This window comes from Sinorhizobium sp. 8-89, assembly GCF_030124325.1.
In the GTDB taxonomy this organism is placed as follows: domain Bacteria; phylum Pseudomonadota; class Alphaproteobacteria; order Rhizobiales; family Rhizobiaceae; genus Sinorhizobium.
Window position 1 is genome coordinate 14,293 of sequence record NZ_JASKLR010000039.1, and the last position, 18,886, is coordinate 33,178.

At 57.5% G+C, this 18,886-nt stretch carries 12 protein-coding genes and 6 pseudogenes; 12 read left to right on the plus strand and 6 right to left on the minus strand.

From position 1 onward, the window contains the following. Positions 1 to 121: 121 nt before the first annotated feature. The 6 genes and pseudogenes from repA to QN219_RS31585 form a co-directional block, all read left to right on the plus strand. A complete protein-coding gene (repA, locus tag QN219_RS31560; protein WP_284004366.1) occupies positions 122 to 1,297 on the plus strand; it encodes a plasmid partitioning protein RepA in 1,176 nt (391 codons plus the stop codon). Further along, positions 1,294 to 2,313, plus strand: a complete 1,020-nt coding sequence (gene repB, locus QN219_RS31565; RefSeq protein ID WP_284004368.1) for a plasmid partitioning protein RepB — start codon at positions 1,294 to 1,296, stop codon at positions 2,311 to 2,313. The genes repA and repB overlap by 4 nt, the downstream gene beginning before the upstream one ends. Before the next feature lie 156 nt (positions 2,314 to 2,469). Continuing rightward, positions 2,470 to 3,684 carry a plasmid replication protein RepC gene (gene repC / locus QN219_RS31570; RefSeq protein WP_284004369.1) on the plus strand — a complete coding sequence of 405 codons (1,215 nt, stop codon included), beginning with the start codon at positions 2,470 to 2,472 and terminating at the stop codon, positions 3,682 to 3,684. 55 nt (positions 3,685 to 3,739) lie between these two features. After that, positions 3,740 to 4,459, plus strand: a pseudogene (locus QN219_RS31575) (NYN domain-containing protein). Positions 4,460 to 4,570: 111 nt separating this feature from the next. Then, positions 4,571 to 4,885: a DUF2934 domain-containing protein gene (locus tag QN219_RS31580; protein WP_284004370.1), complete on the plus strand. Its 315-nt coding sequence runs from the start codon at positions 4,571 to 4,573 to the stop codon at positions 4,883 to 4,885. Between the two features lie 8 nt (positions 4,886 to 4,893). After that, positions 4,894 to 5,312 (plus strand): annotated as a pseudogene (locus tag QN219_RS31585) (glutathione S-transferase N-terminal domain-containing protein); the annotation flags it as partial. On the opposite strand, the pseudogene QN219_RS31590 reads toward QN219_RS31585, so the two are convergent. Then, positions 5,287 to 5,639, minus strand: a pseudogene (locus QN219_RS31590) (integrase); the annotation flags it as partial. The pseudogenes QN219_RS31585 and QN219_RS31590 sit on opposite strands and share 26 nt — an antisense overlap. Before the next feature lie 266 nt (positions 5,640 to 5,905). Between QN219_RS31590 and QN219_RS31595 the strand changes: the two are divergent. Then, entirely contained in the window at positions 5,906 to 6,112 is a 207-nt protein-coding gene (locus tag QN219_RS31595) for a cold-shock protein (protein ID WP_284004371.1), read from the plus strand. Between the two features lie 90 nt (positions 6,113 to 6,202). On the opposite strand, the gene QN219_RS31600 is transcribed toward QN219_RS31595, so the two are convergent. Further along, the gene (locus tag QN219_RS31600; protein WP_284004372.1) at positions 6,203 to 7,378 is read right to left on the minus strand and encodes a tyrosine-type recombinase/integrase; all 1,176 of its coding nucleotides are present in this window, start codon (positions 7,376 to 7,378) and stop codon (positions 6,203 to 6,205) included. A 73-nt stretch (positions 7,379 to 7,451) separates the two neighbouring features. On the opposite strand from QN219_RS31600, the gene QN219_RS31605 reads away from it, so the two are divergent. Then, a complete protein-coding gene (locus tag QN219_RS31605) occupies positions 7,452 to 7,730 on the plus strand; it encodes a type II toxin-antitoxin system Phd/YefM family antitoxin (protein ID WP_284004373.1) in 279 nt (92 codons plus the stop codon). Further along, positions 7,717 to 7,859 (plus strand): annotated as a pseudogene (locus QN219_RS34410) (plasmid maintenance toxin (PemK-like)); the annotation flags it as partial. The gene QN219_RS31605 and the pseudogene QN219_RS34410, both read left to right, overlap by 14 nt. Positions 7,860 to 7,893: 34 nt before the next feature. On the opposite strand, the gene QN219_RS31610 reads toward QN219_RS34410, so the two are convergent. Next, positions 7,894 to 8,280, minus strand: coding sequence for a type II toxin-antitoxin system VapC family toxin (locus tag QN219_RS31610; protein ID WP_284004375.1), 387 nt, complete (start codon positions 8,278 to 8,280; stop codon positions 7,894 to 7,896). Next, positions 8,280 to 8,534 carry a type II toxin-antitoxin system VapB family antitoxin gene (locus QN219_RS31615; RefSeq protein ID WP_284004376.1) on the minus strand — a complete coding sequence of 85 codons (255 nt, stop codon included), beginning with the start codon at positions 8,532 to 8,534 and terminating at the stop codon, positions 8,280 to 8,282. Before QN219_RS31615 ends, QN219_RS31610 begins: the two co-directional genes overlap by 1 nt. Positions 8,535 to 9,266: 732 nt before the next feature. On the opposite strand from QN219_RS31615, the gene QN219_RS31620 reads away from it, so the two are divergent. The 3 genes and pseudogenes from QN219_RS31620 (at position 9,267) to QN219_RS31630 (ending at position 16,919) form a co-directional block, all read left to right on the plus strand. Next, positions 9,267 to 9,674, plus strand: a complete 408-nt coding sequence (locus QN219_RS31620; protein ID WP_284004378.1) for a hypothetical protein — start codon at positions 9,267 to 9,269, stop codon at positions 9,672 to 9,674. A 12-nt stretch (positions 9,675 to 9,686) separates the two neighbouring features. Next, positions 9,687 to 13,199 (plus strand): annotated as a pseudogene (locus tag QN219_RS31625) (hypothetical protein); the annotation flags it as partial. 39 nt (positions 13,200 to 13,238) lie between these two features. Beyond that, positions 13,239 to 16,919: an RNA-directed DNA polymerase gene (locus tag QN219_RS31630; RefSeq protein WP_284004382.1), complete on the plus strand. Its 3,681-nt coding sequence runs from the start codon at positions 13,239 to 13,241 to the stop codon at positions 16,917 to 16,919. A 99-nt stretch (positions 16,920 to 17,018) separates the two neighbouring features. Here the strand turns inward: QN219_RS31630 and QN219_RS31635 are convergent. Beyond that, positions 17,019 to 18,079, minus strand: a protein-coding gene (locus QN219_RS31635; protein WP_284004384.1) for an IS630 family transposase whose coding sequence is annotated in 2 segments (ribosomal slippage) — positions 17,019 to 17,587 and positions 17,587 to 18,079 — 1,062 coding nt in all. Because the reading frame shifts where the segments join, the coding sequence is not laid out codon by codon here. 290 nt (positions 18,080 to 18,369) lie between these two features. Then, a pseudogene (locus QN219_RS31640) lies at positions 18,370 to 18,789 on the minus strand (IS630 family transposase); the annotation flags it as partial. Between the last annotated feature and the right edge of the window lie 97 nt (positions 18,790 to 18,886).

Consider the following 18,886-nt stretch of genomic DNA (forward strand, 5'->3'; position numbering starts at 1 on the left):
GTACGCCTTAGTTGCGCAAATTTTTCGAATTTGCGGCTATTCGAGTAGTTACAGGGTTGTTAACAGGCGATTAACCATTCCACTGATTAAGTGATGGTAAAAATCACCAGGGATTCTTTTGATGACGCGACACCTAAGCAGCCTCGCCTTCATGGAGAACTTTTCGACCAAGCTCGAATTGGCTTTGAACAATCTGAGCATGGCCCAATTTCCTCCAGATGCGCGCCGCACGATGCGCAAATTCACATCCACGGAAGTTGCCGGCCTACTCGGCGTTACCGAGGCTTACATCCGACAGGTTGCCGCAAAAGAACAAGGCCCAGCGCCGGAAATAGCCAATGGCAGGCGCTTCTATTCGCTCGAGCAGGTGCTCGAGCTCAGAATGGCCCTTGGCGCCAATGGTCGCAAAAAATGGATGAATCCGCGTCGCACCGACAATGAGCAGTGCCAGATCGTTGCTGTCACGAATTTCAAAGGCGGATCGAGCAAGACGTCCACGACAATCCACCTAGGCCACTATCTGGCACTGAGGGGATATCGCGTTCTGGCAGTGGACCTTGATCCACAGGCCTCCCTGACGGCTCTCCACGGTAGCCTTCCCGAATTCGACTATCGCGGAGGCGACACGCTCTACTCTGCCATCCGCTTCGATGACCCGATCGCGACGAAAACGATCATTCACAAGACCCATATCGTCGGTTTCGACGTCATTTGCGCCGGCCTAGAACTGACGGAGTTCGAGACTTCCGTCGCGCTGGAGATGCGCCGCTCAGGCGGCACGGGCTTCCTGCTTCGTGTTTCGCAGGCCCTGGAGCAAGTGGTGGATGACTACGATTTCATCCTCATGGACTCCGCACCGTCGCTCAACTTCCTGACCCTCTCGTCACTGACTGCCGCCACCGGTGTGATCATTCCGGTTCCGGCCCACATGCTCGATGTCGATTCAACGGCAAAATTTCTGGAGCTGGCTGCTTCCTACATGCAGATCCTTAATGAGGTCGGCACCTCGACTCAGTGGGATTTTGCCAAGTTCCTGATCACAAAGTTCGAGCCTAACGACCATCCGCAGGCCAACATGTCGGCGCTGATGCGGCAGGTCTTTGGTGAGAATTTGCTTTTGAACTCTGTCATCAAGTCCACGGCAGTAGCAGATGCACTGACGTGGAAGCAGAGTCTCTATGAGGTGCAGAGATCACGTTTTTCCGCGCCAAAGACCTATGATCGCGCAATCGAGTCCATCAATGCCGCGAACGCGGAACTCGAAGCACTCTTTTGGAAGGCGTGGGGGAGAGAATGAGCCGTAAGGATTCGAAAGGGCTCTTTGCCAATGTCCTCGGTCAGCTGGAAAATTCCAACGAGACCGCGGGGCTTCACCGTTCGACGTCGCCGCACCTTCTCAAGGTAGCCGCCGGTGTTCGTCAAATGCAGGAACGCAGTGAGCTTGCTGAACGCCTTCTGAAGGACGGCGGTCAGATCATCGAGATCGAACCAAGCGAGATCATGGAATCTGCAATTCCTGATCGCTTCGCATCCGCATACGATGAATCCAGTATCGCCGAACTCATTGAATCCATTCGGGAGCATGGGCAGAGCACTCCCGGGCTCGTCCGTTCGGTTCGGGGAGATGTCAAGCGGTTCCAGATCGTCTTCGGACGTCGGCGTCTGGCCGCTGCGAAAGTCCTGGGCATTAAGTTCAAGGCCATAGCCAGGGAACTGACCGATGAAGAGGCTATCGTCCTTCAGGGCGAAGAGAACAGCAATCGCCACGATTTATCATTCATCGAGCGCTGCCTTTTCGCGCAGTCCCAGGAGCTCGCCGGTTATCGGCGCGACGTGATCTGCAACTCTCTGAACACCGGCAAATCCCATCTGTCAGAAATGATAAGGATTGCGACGGCGTTGCCGCGAGACATCGTCCTTCAGATCGGTCCTGCTCCAGATATTGGACGACGCAGGTGGTTGGATTTTGAAGCTCGCTGGTCATCACACAAGGAGCCAGCTCGGGTCGCCGAGGCAGTCCTCATCAAGGACGTTGTTCGCAATTCCCCGAGTGAATCGCGCTTTGCTGCAGTCCTTGACGCGCTGAGCACGGCTGAAAAGTCGGCCGCAACATCGTCGAGCACAAGCGAGCTGATCGCCCATGGTCTCGTGCTCGGCCAGGTTCAGCACGGCAAGTCCGGTTCGAAGCTGACATTCAACAAGTCTGTGCCGGCTGGATTTGTCGAATTTATTGCAGGCCAGATTGAGGACCTGCACGACCAGTTTATCCAGCGTGCCAGCCGTGGCAGCCAGACGACGAAATCAGGAGGTTAATCCGCAAAAGAAAAAGGCCCCCAACGACAAAGCCGTGGAAGCCTTCCTCTGATTTGTAGCAAGATCGAGAATCGCATTTCCACGAATCGCCGTCAAGAGTCTTTGGCACCGTTTTTGGTGAGCCGGTTTCTTTTGCCTTATCGAAGGTGAAGGGAAATGGAGAGTAGAAATGTAACGACGCCCTTCGGGCGGCGGTCGATGACGCTTGCCCTCTTGGCAGGTCAGTTCATTTCGGGCGAGGTCGCGCCCGGAAGGTCGGCAGACAAATGGAAGCTGTTCCGCGCGCTCTGCGAGGCAAAGCCTCGGCTTGGCATCACTGAGCGAGCGCTTGCCGTCCTGAATGCGCTCTTGAGCTTCTATCCGGAGAATGTGCTCAGCGGGGAAGCCGGTCTGGTAGTGTTTCCGTCGAATGCACAGCTGTCACGGAGAGCCCATGGCATGGCCGAAGCGACCCTTAGACGGCATCTTGCGTTACTCGTCGAGTCCGGGCTCATTACCCGCAAAGACAGCCCGAATGGCAAGCGCTATGCGCGCAAGTCCCGCAGCGGAGCGATCGACGAGGCCTTCGGCTTCTCGCTGGCACCTCTGCTCGCCCGGGCGGATGAGATCGAGCGGCTGGCCGCCGAGGTCGAAGCCGAACGGCTGGAACTGCGCCGGCTGCGCGAGCGTTTGACGCTCTGCCGGAGGGACATCGCGAAACTCATTGAGGTCGCGATTGACGAGAGCGTGCCGGGCGATTGGGCAGCGGTCGAGGAAAAGTTCCGCAGCCACATCGCCAGCCTTCCGAGGGTGCCTAGTGTTGGGGAATTGGGGCCGGTTGTCGAAAAGATCGAGAGCCTGCGCGGACTGATCGCTAACGAGCTGAAAACGCGAATAAAACGGCCGCATGTGAGCGGCAATCCCGATCAAACTGAGCGGCACATACAGAGTTCAAAACCCGAATCCCTTCATGAATCTGAACCTCGCTCTGGAGATCGGCCGGTTGAAAAGTCGAATCAGGCCGTTCAGCCAGCAAGCAAGACGAACAGATCTTTCCCATTGGCGATGGTGCTGAAAGCGTGCCCCGAAATCGTCATCTACGGCCCCGGCGGGACGATCAGGAGTTGGCCCGACCTGATGATCGCAGCCGCCACCGTGCGAACGATGCTTCGTGTCGACCCGTCTGCCTACCAGGACGCATGCCAGGTCCTTGGCCCTGAAAACGCCGGCACCCTGGTCGCCTGCATCCTCGAGCGGGCAGAGCATATCAACTCGGCCGGTGGTTACCTACGCGATCTAACGGGCAGGGCGCGGCGGGGAATATTCTCGCTTGGACCAATGCTGATGGCGTTGATGCGGGCGAACCAGGGTGCCGGCAGGAAAGCCGGATAGTACGATCGCGAAGCGACTGCTAAGCTGTGCCGAGACTCGAGGAGAGGAACGTATCATGCCGTCAGAGTCACGATCACCACGCCTCGCGGTCCTAATCGATGCCGACAACACCTCGCCAAGATTGTCGACGGACTGTTCGAAGTGGTTGCCAAGATCGGCGAGGCGAGCGTGCGGCTCATTTATGGAGATTTCTTGGGCACACGATCGAAAGCCTGGGCGTGCTGGCCAAACACGCGATCATCCCGCAACAGTAGTTCGCCTATACGACGGGAAAGAACGCTTCCGACATCAACTTGGTGATCGATGCCATGGATCTGTTGCACAGCGGCGCTTCGACGGCTTCTGCCTCGTTTCGTCCGACAGCGATTTCACGCGATTGGCCGCACGAATTCGCGAGCAGGGCATCGATGTCTTTGGCTTCGGCGAACAAAAGACTTTCGGCAGGCCTGCCGCAGGTTCGTCACCGAAAACCTGCTGGCTGGAGCGATCAAGGACGATCAGAGTACCCCCTCGGCTGAAAAACAACTGCACCCGGTGCGGCCGTGCCGCTGATCAAAAAGGGTGCTCTCGCAGGAGGAAACCGAGGATGGTTTGGGTGAACCATCGGCACGGTGGGCAAGCAATTGCTCAACTTGGTGCCGGACTTTGATCCGCGTACCTTACCTTCGGCTTCCGCAAGCTCAGCGATCTTATCCGGAAGACAAATCAATTCGAGGTGCAGCAGGCCGAGGGAGGTCCCATCAGCATTCGGCTGAAGCAACGCGGAAAAAACTAGCGGCGGTTGCGAAGCACGCGCCGATCGACCTAAGTTCCTCGTCAGACATGCAATCAGGCTTCACGGCCGCCCACCATCATTTCCCACCTCAATCGACAAGGACCGTTTGCTATGAAGACCGACGAAGAAGAACTGATCAGGACGCGGGCCTATGAGTTGTGGGAGAGAGCAGGGCGACCAGAAGGGGATGGACTTGAGCACTGGTTCGAGGCTGCCAACGAAGTTCAGTCAGCCAAAATAAACGGCGTTGAGGTGTTAAAGGATGCTGCGGTTCCTGGCGGAACCATTGAATCTACAGTCGTTACCCAGGCGAGAACACCGAAATCCACGGTGACGAAGCAGCCAGACAGCGCGAAGCGGCTGAAAAGGAGCACCGTTTCCAAAACAACCGGTGACAAGAAGGGCAAACGGACTGAGGGCCGTTAGGCAGTTGGATGATCAGGCACGCCGTCCGGCCTGGTCTGCGTTCGCTTTGTTGCCTCACGGTCGCGGTGGCACGCTATGTTGATGCGAAAGTCGAGTTTGAATTCGCCTCACCTTTCGCTCCGGGGCAGGCCGAGCGATTTCGCCCGCTAAATCCAAATCTTTCATTGCCCATACTTGTAGACTCGGGAAAAAGCCTCTGAGAGGCCGATGCCATAGCTTGCCGGCTTTCACGAGACACGCGTTCGGATTTCTGGCGCACCGGCGACGACGAACCCGAGATGATCCGATGACTCAGTTGGGCAAAGCGAACTTCGCAAGAGCTTGCGATATCGTGTATTTCGAACGCGGGACCAAACAGCGGTATGGGCTTGGCCCGATTGATCAGGAACGGGTTGAGGAGGGGCTAAACACACCGACTTGTGCAGCGACTGCTGCATGGCTTCGGGAAGCGGGATGCCGCGATTTGCCGCCTCGGTAAAATAGCCGGATCTTAAGCCGTGCGGCGAAACACCGGCCCCTCCTTGATCGCTGCTTCCGCCAGCCAGTGTTTGAGGGCGCTCACTGGTCGGCCGATCAGCAGGACATGCTGGCTGTCCTCACTGGTGGTCGTCTTGGTGCGACCCAGGCGAATGCTGAGACAGGGGAGGGAAGGGGAGTTCTTGTCGGCCGGATCGGCGCGCACCGGCTGGCCGCGATCATCATCACGATCAGATCGCCGAGCCGATGCGTCGCATTGCCGGCACGCGGATCCGGTACCGCGCCAAAATAACCGTCGAGACAGGAAATGGCAGTTCTCCTTCGTCAAACTGCCAACTCAAAGAATCCCTTTTAACGCCAATTACAACCTCAAAATCGCCATATGCGATTCCCCTGCGGCGATGGGGGAGGGCGGGGAGCATCGTGACGCGGTCACAGGGTTCGGCTTTCCCCTGAGGTCAGAAGCGTTTATCAGTGCTGGCGCAAGGAAAGCGTGCGCCGAGCTCCGACGCTCGGCAAGACACCTGATCAAAGGAACACATTATGGCGACGGGTACGGTAAAGTGGTTTAACGCAACGAAGGGCTTCGGTTTCATTCAGCCGGACGACGGCAGCGCCGACGTCTTCGTTCACATTTCCGCAGTCGAACGGGCAGGGATGCGTGGTCTGAACGACGGCCAGAAGATCACCTATGAGCTGGTAAAGGATCGCAAAACCGGCAAGATGTCGGCGGATAACCTCCAGGCCTGAGCCTGATTGCATGCGATCGCGGGAGGACGGGTTCGCCCGACCGTTTGCAGCGCGAGATGTACGAGAGCGATGCCCGGCGCGTAGCCATGCTTAGACGATGAGCCGGGCCGCTCGTCCATTCTTTCGTTCCGCGTTGTTGTAGTAGCTCGCCGCCTGGGTCACCGACTTGTGCAGCGACTGCTGCATCGCTTCCGGCAGGGAAACACCCCGGTTGGCCGCCTCGGTCAGGTAGCCGGACCGAGGTCCATGGGCGGAAAACAGTGCCGGATCGAGGCCGGCCTGTTTGGCGCGAGCTTTCAGGACCAGATTAACCGATTGTGGCGTCAGCGCCCGCCGGTCGACGTTGCCCCACTGGTCGATGCGGCGGAACACCGGTCCGTCCTTGATCCCGGCGTTGGCCAGCCACAGCTTCAAGGCAGTCACCGGCCGGCCGATGAGCAGCACGTGCGCGTCATCGTCGATCGTCGTCGTCTTGGTGCGGCCGAGCTGGATCGATAGGCAGGGCAGGGGAGGGGAGTTTTTGTCGTTCGGGTCGGCGCGCACCGGCTCCTCGTCGACGAGATCCTCGACCCGCAATCCCGCCACTTCTGAGCGGCGACGGCCGCCGGAGGCAAAGGCGGTCAGCAGCAAGGCACGGTCACGCCGATCGACCAGGCGCTCGCTAGCGCAGACGGCCAGCAGCTTGGCGAGCACGTCGCTGGTAACCGCCTTCCTGCTCTTGCGTTGCCGCGGTCGGTTGCTGGCCTTCACCGCGAGTTTCAGCGCGCTCCTCAGCGCTGGCGCGCCGAAAGCGCCCGTGAGCCCGCGCCAGCGGGTTAGGATTGACCAGGAGGTCAGCCGCCGCCGCACTGTGCCCGGCGCGTGCGGGCCGTTGGCCTTCAGTAGGCGCTCGAGGCGCAATCCGGCCTCGACGTCGGCCGGCATGCCGTGGCTCGGATCCTCGCTGCGTTTCACCGGGTCCCAGAGATGATGTGCCACGAATTTCAACAACAGCGCTTCCGGCGCGGGCCAGGGGAGGGGGGAGCCGGTCGCCAGCCGGCACCAGCCCTCGAGATAGCCGAGGTCGGAGGCAAGCGCCCTGAGCGTATTTTCGCTCATGCCCTCGCCGGCTAAATGTTTGAGCGTCGCGACGTCGTCGTCGGTCAGCAGCGCGGCGAGCTGATCGCGGCGATCGAAGGGCAGGATGGCGTCGAGTGCGTCGAGCTCCTCGGCGCGGCGGTGCACCGCTTGGCTGCTCGGATCCGTCGCACTATTGTTGTTGATCATAACGCAGTCCTGCCTTCGGTGTTCTTGCGGAAATTACGGGAAATCCGTATATTCCGGAAAAAGGAGTGTTGATATGACGTCGACCGTGACCGCCGCGGCGGTTTCCAAGAATTTCGGTGCCTATCAGGACGCCGCCGTGCGCGAGCCGGTGATCATCACCAAGAATGGCCGGCCGCGGACTGTGCTCATCGCCTATGAGGACTATCTGCGGCTGTCGCGGCGCGACCGTCGCGTCGAGGCCACGGCAGAGCTGAGCGACGCCGATCTCGCCGCGGTCGAGAAGTCCGAAATGGAGCCGGGTCTCGATCATCTCAATGCCGAATTGTTGACGGACAAGAATGCTGCCGACTGAAATCAAGGGCGGCGCGGTCTTCCTATTTCGTATCACTGGCACTCGCAGCATCTCGAAGACCGCGAAGAGGGCGACAAGGATCGGCGCCGCCTGGTGCTGGCGCTCGTCGCCAAGCTTGAGCATGGAACGCTGTCTGGGCGTGACGGTCGCCGGGGGTGCATTGTCATGCCGTCTCTATGTCTGTTCGCGAGAAATCGTCACCTTTGAAGAGCAGCGGTTCATTGCGCGTTTTAGCGAGTGCATAGGAGAAGCAGTCCCCATAGTTCAGACCCGCCGGATGCCGGCCTTTTCCGTAGCTGCGCCAGGCTCGCCTTGCGACAGCAATCTGTTCCGCGTCGACGGCGACAATTTCGACACCGGCCTTGTAGAGCCATAGATCGAGCTCGGCAGTGCCCGCCTCGCCGAGGCGCGCCTCGATGACAATGGTGAGTTCAAGGATTGTCGCGGCCGAGATGAAGCGACGTGGGGCGTCGACGGCTTTTTGCTCGAAGATTGCTGCTTCCGGTTCATTGAATGCGATGGCGACGATGGCGGACGTGTCAATCACCATCAGTTGGGGAGCCCGTTTTCATCATACCCCAAAATCTCGTCGGCAGAGCGTTTATCGAGCACCGGTAGCTTCGCCCAGCGTCTACGGCTGGCGGCAAGCTCCTCAAGAAGTACATCTCGATTTCCCGCGTTTGCGAGCCGCCGCAGCCGCTCTTCCAGTGCGCGGCGGGTCGCCATGGTAATGGTTTCACCGGTCTTCTCGGCCAGTGCCTTTGCAAGACGTTCCGTCTCTATATCTTTAATGCTGAGTGCCATTTTTGGTTCCTTGGTTCCTATTTGTCTATATTCTACCTAGTGTACGTGCGGACGCAAGGGGCGGTCGTTTGGGTTTCCCGAGACATCGCGCTTCGGCGGATCCTCGCTAGGCGCAGTGATGATCAGCGGAAAAGGCAGGTCTCCAACTCAGGTGAGCGGAGGGAGCATAATATGGGGCCATTCCTAGGTGATGTGCGACTCGAGATGGCTCACTATCGATACTTATCAAGTATCGATAGTGAGAGGGTATAAAAATTAGCGTTCTAGTGACAGAAACGAAAAGCTGATTGGCTTCCGTTTACGAAATTTAAGACTTTTACTTCAGATGGTTAATAGCTGCCTAAGATGGCAAAGATGCTGCAAATTCGGGATGACCGACGGTGGACAAAGACGTCGCGGTGGTGGAGCCGCTGCATATTCCGGACGATTTGGCGCGTAACCGAAGCTAGGCTTTTGTCTCAGCTGTGCGATTGCCACGATCGGGGTTCTCGCAGCTGGAAAGGAGAGGCGGCTCCATTGTCCAGAAAATCAGCTGCACGACGAGGTCGTTGTCCCAAACCGTGTCGAAGCTCGCGTCGCCGACCTCCGTAGCGAGGTACTCCGGTGGAAGGAACTCTTCAAAGCCTCTGCAAAATTCGCATTGCGGCGACGATCGTACGGTCTAATCTGTTCTAGTCATGGTTGAGCTCGCGAATCGCTTGCCAGCCGCAACATCTCGCGAGCTTCTATTGCATGAACGACACAACCGCATCCGGACGTCCTCTGCATCTACAAACCATCGATAGCTTATTTGCCGAGTTAATCGGCGGAGCGAGTGTTTCGGCCGGGGAGAATCAACGCGCTTTCCGGCTGGAGGATGCTGACAGCCGCAAGATTTTGAACTGGTACAGGGTGAGTAGATCGAAATGGGCCGGTAAAGTCATGGCAGCCGACGTGGACGCGATCGCTTCGTCGATGCTTGCTCCACTTCCGAACTTACCGATCCCTGAGGTTTTGACGCCAGCAACGAACCGCCGCTTGAAGGTGGCCAGGGTCATCGCGCACCGTTTTGCCGGCCTTCACTCATATGGAACCGTCGAAACGCCTCCTGCTGACTTTGTCTTCGAGCCGAGAGAACCGATTACGCTATTTGAAGGATGAAACGGCGCCGGTAAGACGTCGCTGCTGAACTCAATCATCTGGTGTCTTACGGGCGAGATTTTGCGTCCGCAGCGGCCACCGGAGAAAGGGGAAGAAGAGTTTGAAGGGTTTTATATTCGAACGATTGATGGCACAGCACAGACATCCGCGCATTCCCTGACACCAATCACGCCTCTGCCTAACCCAGTGCATTACACACCACCGGTAGGACAGCCAGTCCCGATTGACAGTTGGGTGGAGGTGACCTTCGTTGATCAAAGCGGCAACCTTTTGCCGCCCCTGCGGCGAACTCAGGTTCGGACCTCCAGAGGGAAGATTTCTGAGAGTGTTTCTGGTGCTGATAGGCTGGGAGTTGATCCAATTTCACTGCGCATTGGTACGATAATGCCGGCGCTTTTGCAGTTCTTGAAGGTCGGATCGGCGTCCGATATGGGGAAAGCTGCAGCAAAGTTAACAGGGTTAGCTGAGATCTCGGATCTTGCCAAGCACGCCGGAAAAGCCCGCGACAAGCTCAAGGGTGAGCTTAGGAAGGAGCGCGAGGCCGAAATCGAGAATTTTGATTCCCGCTTCCTGCAGGCTCGTTCCGATCTTCAAGGCCAGATCGATGAATACCCTTCGATGGCCCCCGAAACTCCGTTGCCAAGGCCATCTTCCTCACTCGACGTCGAAGCAGAGCTAAAGGAACTTGCAGCCCATTTCACGGGACTGAAGGCAGAGGCATTTCGAGCCGCGCAAAAGATCTTCGGTTCGGCTTTTGACCCTGCAGACAAACGCACGCGGGATGAGCTTGAAGCAAACATTGGGCCGGCACAAGGGCAACTCCGATCAATGGGCCAACTGCCCAACGTGCAGCGCTTGCGGATGCTTGGAGATCTAACCGACGAGGACTGGTCGGCTGTTGACGAGCAAATCTCGAGGTTGAGAAAGGAGGCTTCGGTTCTTGCGGAGCTTGCAAAGACGCCCAGTCTAGGAGCGCGAAAGCAACTATATGCGCGTGTTGCCAGCTGGATGACCGATCATCAGGAGCACGATCCGTCGACTTGTGGCGTATGTTCGCGTTCGCTCGACGGTGTCGTCGACCCGTTCACGAAGCGGGCTGTGCTTGATCATCTGGCAGAGGTCAGCGAGAGCGAGCAGAAGCTACTGTCGTTGACGCATCAAAACTGGGCGACGGCATGGGCCAACGCACTGGTCGCGAAGTGTCCGGCGGCACTTCAGGCCGAACTGAACCGCGATCTGCCTACGCATCCATCAGAGCTCATCCAGGCAGCGCTTGTCGACGATCTTTTCGCGACGGAAGCCTTCGGTGGTCTTCTTGGCAGCTTGAAGGAAGGCGTCGCCCTTCTTTGCCGGCGCGAATTGAAGAACTTGCCGGGCTTCACAGAACCGGCCGTTCAGCCTCTCCCTCCACCGCTCGATAAGGTGTCGGCACCGCTATTGCAAACTATCAATCGTCTGGCACGCGCAAGGGCTTTCGCCGGATGGCGAGCCGAACATCGAGAAGAGCTATCGAAGGCCACACAGGCCATTCTGCAAGGATGCGCTGGTGACCCTCCAGAAATCACCGATGCGACCTCGATCACCGTGAAACTGGAGGCACTTGCGTCCATTGCAAAAGGCGTTGCTCCTTTGAACGCTGCCCTGGAATATTGCAATCGCATGGAAGCGCAGCTGAAGTTGCGACGGGACAAAGAAAAGCGACTCGAACTCTACCAGCGCGGTGCCACTGCATTGAGTAAGCTCATCGAGCTCGGAAGCCTTGCAGAAAAGCAGGTCGAGCACCTCCGGCGGCTGCTCCACCGTCGGGCTACCTATTGGCGCGACCGCTGTTACCAAAACTCGTACCCAATGGCCGGCCACGGCCTTCGGGAGACGGCTATGGACAGCAAGGGCGTTCTTGAAATCCGCGTGGGATTTGAAACCGCCCACGCGCCCGCACAGCACATCTCAAACGCATCTGCCTTGCGGGCCAACCTAATGGGCTTTTTCCTAGCGTTCTGGGAGCATGTTCTTGTCCAGCGTGGCGGCATCGCACTTCTGCTGCTCGATGATCCCCAGGAACTGCTCGACCACGACAATAAGGAGAAGCTCGCCCGTTTGCTTCCCGACTTAGCCAAGCAAGGCGCGCAGATCATTGTCGCGACCTATGACCGCTATTTTGCCCGAGCTGTCGTTGCTGCAGGGCGGGAACATGCCAGCATCGAACATCGTAGTGTTCATCCCGTCAATCCGTACCGCGAACTGACAACAGCGTCCGCCACGGAGGAGCTTGAGCGAAAACGCGACGCCTATGAGAAAGATAAGGATAATGCAAGGCTTGCTCAGGATTACGCAAACGAGGTCCGTATCTTTCTGGAGGCGCGCCTTGCCGACCTTTTCGATGATCCAGCTTATCCAAGCTATGCGGCGGCATCGAAATTGCCGACCCTGTCGGATCATCTTGGGCACTTGAACAGCCTCATCAACAGCCCCCCGAATGCATTGTTCAAGGGACGCGCCGTCAACGAGTTCAGCAAGTGTCGCAGTTTCGCACAAGGTTCGGCTTGCCTTAGAGTGCTCAACACGTCCCATCACAACCGTGATACCCTGAGCGCCGGAGACGTTTATGCCGTGGCCGGGGAGTTCGAGACGGTCTGCAAGCTTGCGGAAAAGATGCATCTCGAGTTCCGTCACTGGCGATGGCATGAGCCGCTTGAGGAACAAGGGCCTGCGGATACGGTTGTGCCTTTCCCGCGCGCGACTGTTCCTGAATTCCGTGTAATGATCCACCCGGACTTGGCTGCATTCACTGCGCGCTCGGGTCATGAGGCAAGCCAGGAATCTGCCACCGAAACGCTTGACCAGGCTTGGTTCGAGGGCAAAAGCCTGTTTCTGATCCGCCAGGATAATCTTGGATTCGCTCTTCCGGCCGGGTGCATCGCCATTGTAGAGAGTGTCCCATACGAGGGCCGTGACCATAACCTGGTGATTGCGCGGCAGAAGGGACATCTACTCGCACGCCGGCTCTTTAGGCCGGCTAACGGCCAAGGGCTTGCTCTTGCTGCCGAAGCTCCCGACCCGCAGCAATCGAGACCGACGCTGCTCTTCGATCAAGGCGCGATTGTTCTTCATCGGATAGTGGGCATGCTAACCGAACAGCCGTCGCCGCCGCCGGGTAGGGGAGAGGCGATAGAACTGAGCTTCGCTGACAGCCTATTGAAAATTAGAACCGCCTATCGCGTGCGCGAAGAAAGCGGTGTGCCCCTCGCGCTGCCGGGACAGATTGTACTCGGCGGCGATCTCATCGGCAGAGAGCAGCTCGGTTCGGAGGAAGGCATGTTGGTCGCGTTGACCCTCGATGATGGTAGCAGTGTTTTCAAACGTATTGGAGCCAAAGTTCCTGGAACGGATGGAAGGATGCGGCAATTCGAGAGCATCGGAGGGCTCGGCAGTTCGCTTGTCGTTTCGCTGGCCTCTGACCTCCGCGACGATGTACCTCGCTTTGCGACCGCCCGGCGGGTTCTCGGAGTACTCTATCGAGCTTGAGCCAACTTCTGCCCTTTTCAACCTAGCGGGTAACAACAGATGCAGAGACTTATCCCCACGCTTGAGCAGGTCACTCAAGAGTATGTCCTCGTGCAAGCCTGGAAGAAGGCCGCCTCCTACATCCGATATCACAATTGGTTCGCGGATACCCTTGAACTTGATCGGGCAGCGGCCGACCTCCCCAAGTTCATGGCGAAGGTCAGCGAGCGCCTAAGGGCTGTAGCCTATCAATCCGACCACCTTAGACTCGTGCCGGCGCCGAAGAGTCAGCGATGGCAAGTAGACGATAGTGGGCAGTGGGGGCCGATAAAAACTGGAACCGCAAAGATTCGACCTCTGGCCCGCGTAACACTTCAGGATCAAGTTGCCGCGACTGCGATTATGCTTTGCTTGAGCGAACGCGTCGAGACCGCACAGGGTGACCCGCTGGGCGACTATCGCACGGCCGCCGTTCGCCGTTCGGTGATATCCTATGGAAACCGGTTATTCTGCGACCCCTCGGAATCCGGGCATGGCCTAATCCACCGTTGGGGTTCGTCGAAACTCTACCGAGCATACTTTCAGGATTACCGGGCTTTCCTGAACCGCCCAGAGGCTGTAGCCGCATCACTGGATGGCATCCAAGAAATACTCATCATCCAGTCCGACCTTAGCCAATTCTACGACCGCGTAACCCCGGAGGAGCTTCACAAGAAGCTTCGGCAATTACAGACACCAGATGATGACAATCGCTTCTTTGAACTTGCCGAACATGTTCTGAACTGGACTTGGTCGATTGCTGATAGACAGAAGATCGAGCGATATAGAAGGCGAGCGGAGATCCCAGATTTCAAGAAGGTGGCCTTGCCACAGGGCCTCGTAGCGGCGGGTTTCTTTTCCAACGTTGTTATGTTGGATTTTGACAAAACTCTTCTCGGACAGCTGGATGCGGAGATCGCCCCCGGCGTTTGGCTAAGGGACGCTTGCAGGTATGTCGATGATGTTCGGCTAACAATCGCGGTAGCGCCAGGTGTCACACAAGTGGATGCCCAAGAGCGTACCATGGCATGGCTTCAAAGCCAGTTGGAGACAACTACAGCAGGCCTACAATTCTCCGCCGATAAAACCGTCACGGCATCTGTTGGCGGTCGAAGGCAGCCGCTCGTGCGGCAATCGCGCAAGATGGAGCGTATCCAGACCGCGATTTCCGGTGGGTTCGACGCGAGCGGAGGTGAAGAAGTAATCCAGGCTATTGAAGCTCTTGTTCGGTCTCAATCGAACCTAAGCAGGACGGCGGGTACTCGCGAGCCATCGCCGTTGAGAGCTATTTCGGACGTGAAGGACGAGACAGTCGGCCGTTTTGCCGCTGGAAGGTTTCGGAAGACGTTCCGCTCCCTTCGACCTCTCTTAGACCACGGATCGGTGGCGGATGACCCCGAGGTTGGTGAGGAGACCTTTAGGCGATCCCGGCTTTCGCAGTCGGAACTCGACGACGAAGCTCACGCTTTCGCCTTGATGCTCATCGAACGCTGGATTGCTGACCCCGCAAACGTGCGGCTCCTTCGTGTCGCGCTTGACCTCTGGCCGTCGCCAGAAGTCCTCGGCGCGGTTCTAAGACTTTTCGAATCGTATCTAACTGGCCAAGGTGGACGGGAGGAGTCTCGCCAGATCATCCATTATTGCATGGCCGAACTGCTGCGAGCCGGTGCAACAGAAACGGGATTCATTGAGGATCAGGATTGTCTGCCTCATGGCGTCGATATTGATGGCTACCGAAGTCTGTTACTTAAGACAGCACTTCGCGTCGTGAGTGGCCAGGAATTCCTACCGCCATGGTATCTTACGCAGCAGGCTCTGTTGTTTATAGCAGTACATGGCCCAAGCTCCATTGCGTTGCCGAAAGCAACCCGACAGAACCCCAAGTATTGGGGGATGATCGCCTTCCTGCAAGGGGATCACAGAGATCTCTCTAATCGCGAGTATGCGATCTTGGCGGTTGTCAGCAGGCGTTCCTTCCTTTCTGTCGATCGAGCCATCGCGTTGATCCGCCATTCGTTGACACCTAGTCGCTTCGCTAGCATTGCCAAGCGCGATATCGAGTTTGCCCATGATCTCTACCGCGCGGTCGGAAAGGAGGTAAACGTTAGCATAGCCGCGGCGTTTGACATGGGCACGACCGATCCATCAGACGCGTCGGACATGCTGACGTTACACATGATTGTTCGGCAACAGGGTGCGCTCAACCCTATTAGAAACGAAATTGGGGTACTGAGCTTTGCTGAGAAGTTTCTTGATTCGGTGGCAACTGGAGCGGCTCCGAACCTCGTTACACCGTCGACCATCAATGTTTCCATCGAGACTGTGGGCTCTTATGCTCGCGTCAAGCAAATCGAACTGGAAAATTTCGAATTCCCAAAGAGTTACAGATCGATCTATAGTGCTCCGTCCTGGTGCGCCAACGATCAACGTTGGCGCTTCCAACTTGGTTATCTGCTTCGCTATATTCTCACGGCCCGCATAGACTTCAGCCTACCCGTTTACCCTCCCTCATGGAAGGAAGCCGAACCCCTATATCGGCCTACGCGGGGGCATTGGATCCAACGGCAGTATAGCTTTTACAACGGACACGAAGCGTTTGGTGACGATTGGCTCCCGATATCGCAGTTCACGCAGGACCTTCTTTTTTCTCTCTTAAGGTGGCCAGGCTGCCGCCCGAGGCAGGGCGATGGCATGGAATTGTCGCTTCATGAGGCCCAGCGAAAAGTCCGTGAGGGCCTCTCAGCAGCTTACGAGGCAATCGGGCCGGCAACTGGAGTACTGATACTCAGGGCAGCTGCGCCCATCCCAGGCGCACAAAAAAATGGGCGCCCGCTCAGGGCATGCGTTGTTCAATCCATTATGCCAGAACAGAAAGACTTTTCAGCCGCGGACCTCGAAATGAGTTCGCCGGGGCTGCGCAAGAAGCATCGAAAACATCTCTCGACCGCTTTGGCGGCGGTTGAGAAGATGCTCGATCTGAGAGAGACCCATAAACCTGAAAACAAACGCCTCGATTGGCTTATCTTCCCTGAGTTGTCGGTGCACCCTGACGATGTGAATACACATCTCATTCCGTTTGCGCGCGCGTTCAAGACAGCCATCCTGGCTGGCATTGCGTACGAGCGCCTAGTGCCAGGCCAACCCCTCGTCAATTCGGCGCTGTGGATCATCCCCCGGGTTGTGCCTGGTCAAGGCCTACAGACGATCGTCCGAAGGCAAGGTAAACAACACTTGTCCCCAATGGAAACACCCTTTAGCCCGCACATCTTCGGTTTCCGACCGTGCCAGTGGCTGGTCGGGTATGAGTGGTCTCCAGATGTGGGCAAAGATCCCCTCTGGCTCACAGCCTCAATCTGCTACGACGCTACCGACCTCAAGCTCGCCAGTGACCTCCGGGACAAGTCTGACGTTTTTGCGATACCCGCATTAAATCAAGATGTTGGGACATTCGATCAAATGGCCCAAGCTCTCCACTACCACATGTTCCAAATGGTGCTTATTGCCAATAACGGCGGATACGGCGGGAGCAACGCGCATCTTCCCAAGGGGGAGGCATACGAACGCCAAGTGTTCCATACGCATGGCCAGCCGCAGGCGACTATCTCATTCTTTGAAATAGACAACATCGAAGATATGAAGTCGCGGCGGCAAAATGGGGTCAATAAGGTTGGAAAATGGAAATATCCGCCTGCCGGCGGATAAATTCTCTGCTCCCTCCCGGGCGTGCAGTCAACGAGCAGGCAAGCTAGTTGACTACCGCGAGCATGATAAAAAATGAGGCGTCATACCAACGTGCGCTGATCATGACCTGTGGGGCCATTCGCGCATTCCGATCGACATTATCTTCCACGGCTGACCGATGAGCTTGTTCCAAGCGCGGCAGCAGTGATCGACGATATCGTCGTAGTCCTTGAAGACGCGGTTCGACAACCAGTTGTCCCTCATGAACTGCCAGAGGTTCTCGACCGGGTTCAATTCCGGCGACCGCGGCGGCAGAAACATCAAGGTGATGTTGTCCGGCACCTTCAGCTTCGGCGTGACGTGCCAGCCTGCCTGGTCGAGGATGAGCACCGCATGGGCTCCGGGATCGACGGCGTTACTGATTTCGGCAAGGTGTTCCTGCATCGCCTCGGTGTCGCAGTAAGGAAGGACGAGGCCAGCCCCCTTGCCCTTCTTCGGGCAGATCGCGCCGAAGATATAGGCCCACATGGTGCGTTGGTCGTGCGGTGCCGACGGTCGAGTTCCCCGACGTGCCCAGCGGCGCGTGATCTTGTTTTTTTGCCCTATTCTGGCTTCGTCGGCCCACCAGATTTCGAGATCCGTGCCGGGCGGGCATTTCGTCCTGATCTCTGCCAGCGCGGCTGGGAAGTCTTTTTAAAAAGCTCGCCTTCCAGTTCGTTCTGCGCATAGTGGCGTGGACGGGCCGAAAGTTTGGCAAAGCCCAACGCCTTGAATTCCCGCCCGACCGTCGTTTCATCGATAGAGACCCGAAACTCCTGGAAGAGCCACTGCACGAGGTCCTTGCGTCGCCAGCGGACCACCCCGTGCACGGCAGGGATCGGACCGCTCTCGACGATCTTCGCCAGCGCCTGGCGTTGCGCGTCGTTTAGCTTCGCCCGGCCGCCCGGTGCTTTTCCGTTGATCAATCCGTCGGGGCCGCGTTCGTTGAAGCGCAAGACCCAATCGCGGACGATCTGCACCGTCACCCCGCCGATCGCGGATGCATACTGCCGGGAGCCGCCATCATAAATCGAAGCCAGCGCCAACAGCCGCCGGACCTGGGCGGCATCCTTTGCCTTCTTCGCCAGCCTCCTGAGTGCCGTTCCGTCATAATCTGCCCGCAACGATATCGCCTTCGCCATGCCAAACCTCCGTTTGGCATAATGAGTCAGAATTCCACTGATTTGGGAATCCCATCACGAGTCGGCATCAATGCTCGTTGGTATCAGAACCGTTTCGGTGTTGCCCTCCAAGTCAGTTCCGGCCCTAGCCGGAGATAGGCGTTTAATTCCAGACCAAAGGATTCGCGCGTTTCGGCCATTTTGTAGTAGCCGCTCGCCGGGCAGCATTACCGGAAAGCGATGAAAGTTGACTCACCAACCAAGCAGGGCAATGTCGGCCAATCACCGCTCCGATCTAAAGCGCGTCGCATTTAATTGGCCTCATATCCGGCCGCATTGAAGTAGTTTCTGCATTCTGTGACGGAGAAGAGATTGCAGATGTCGCCGAGGGCCTCGGCGATGGCGTCGAAGCTGCGAGCGGCCCGCTTGCGCAGCAGCGCCTTGAGCTTGGAGAAGGCCATCTCGATCGGATTGAGGTCGGGCGAATAGGGTGGCAGGAAGAGAAGCCATGCGCCTTGCGCCTTGACCATCTGCTCGGCTCGCTCGCTCTTGTGAAAGCCGACATTGTCAAGAATGACGACATCGCCGGGCGACAGCGTCGGCGCGAGTTGTGTTTCGATCCAGGTTTCGAAGATGCGCTTGTTCATCGGCGCATTGACGATAAAGGGCGCGACCATCCCATGTGATCTCAGGCCGGCGATGAAGGTCTGCGTCTTCCACGAGCCGAAGGGTAACCGCCCGATTGTGACCGCCTGCCGGATTGGGCCTTGATGGCCTAAGACACGTGTTTAACGACGTCGTTAGGGACGTGTCTTAGGCGAGTGTTAC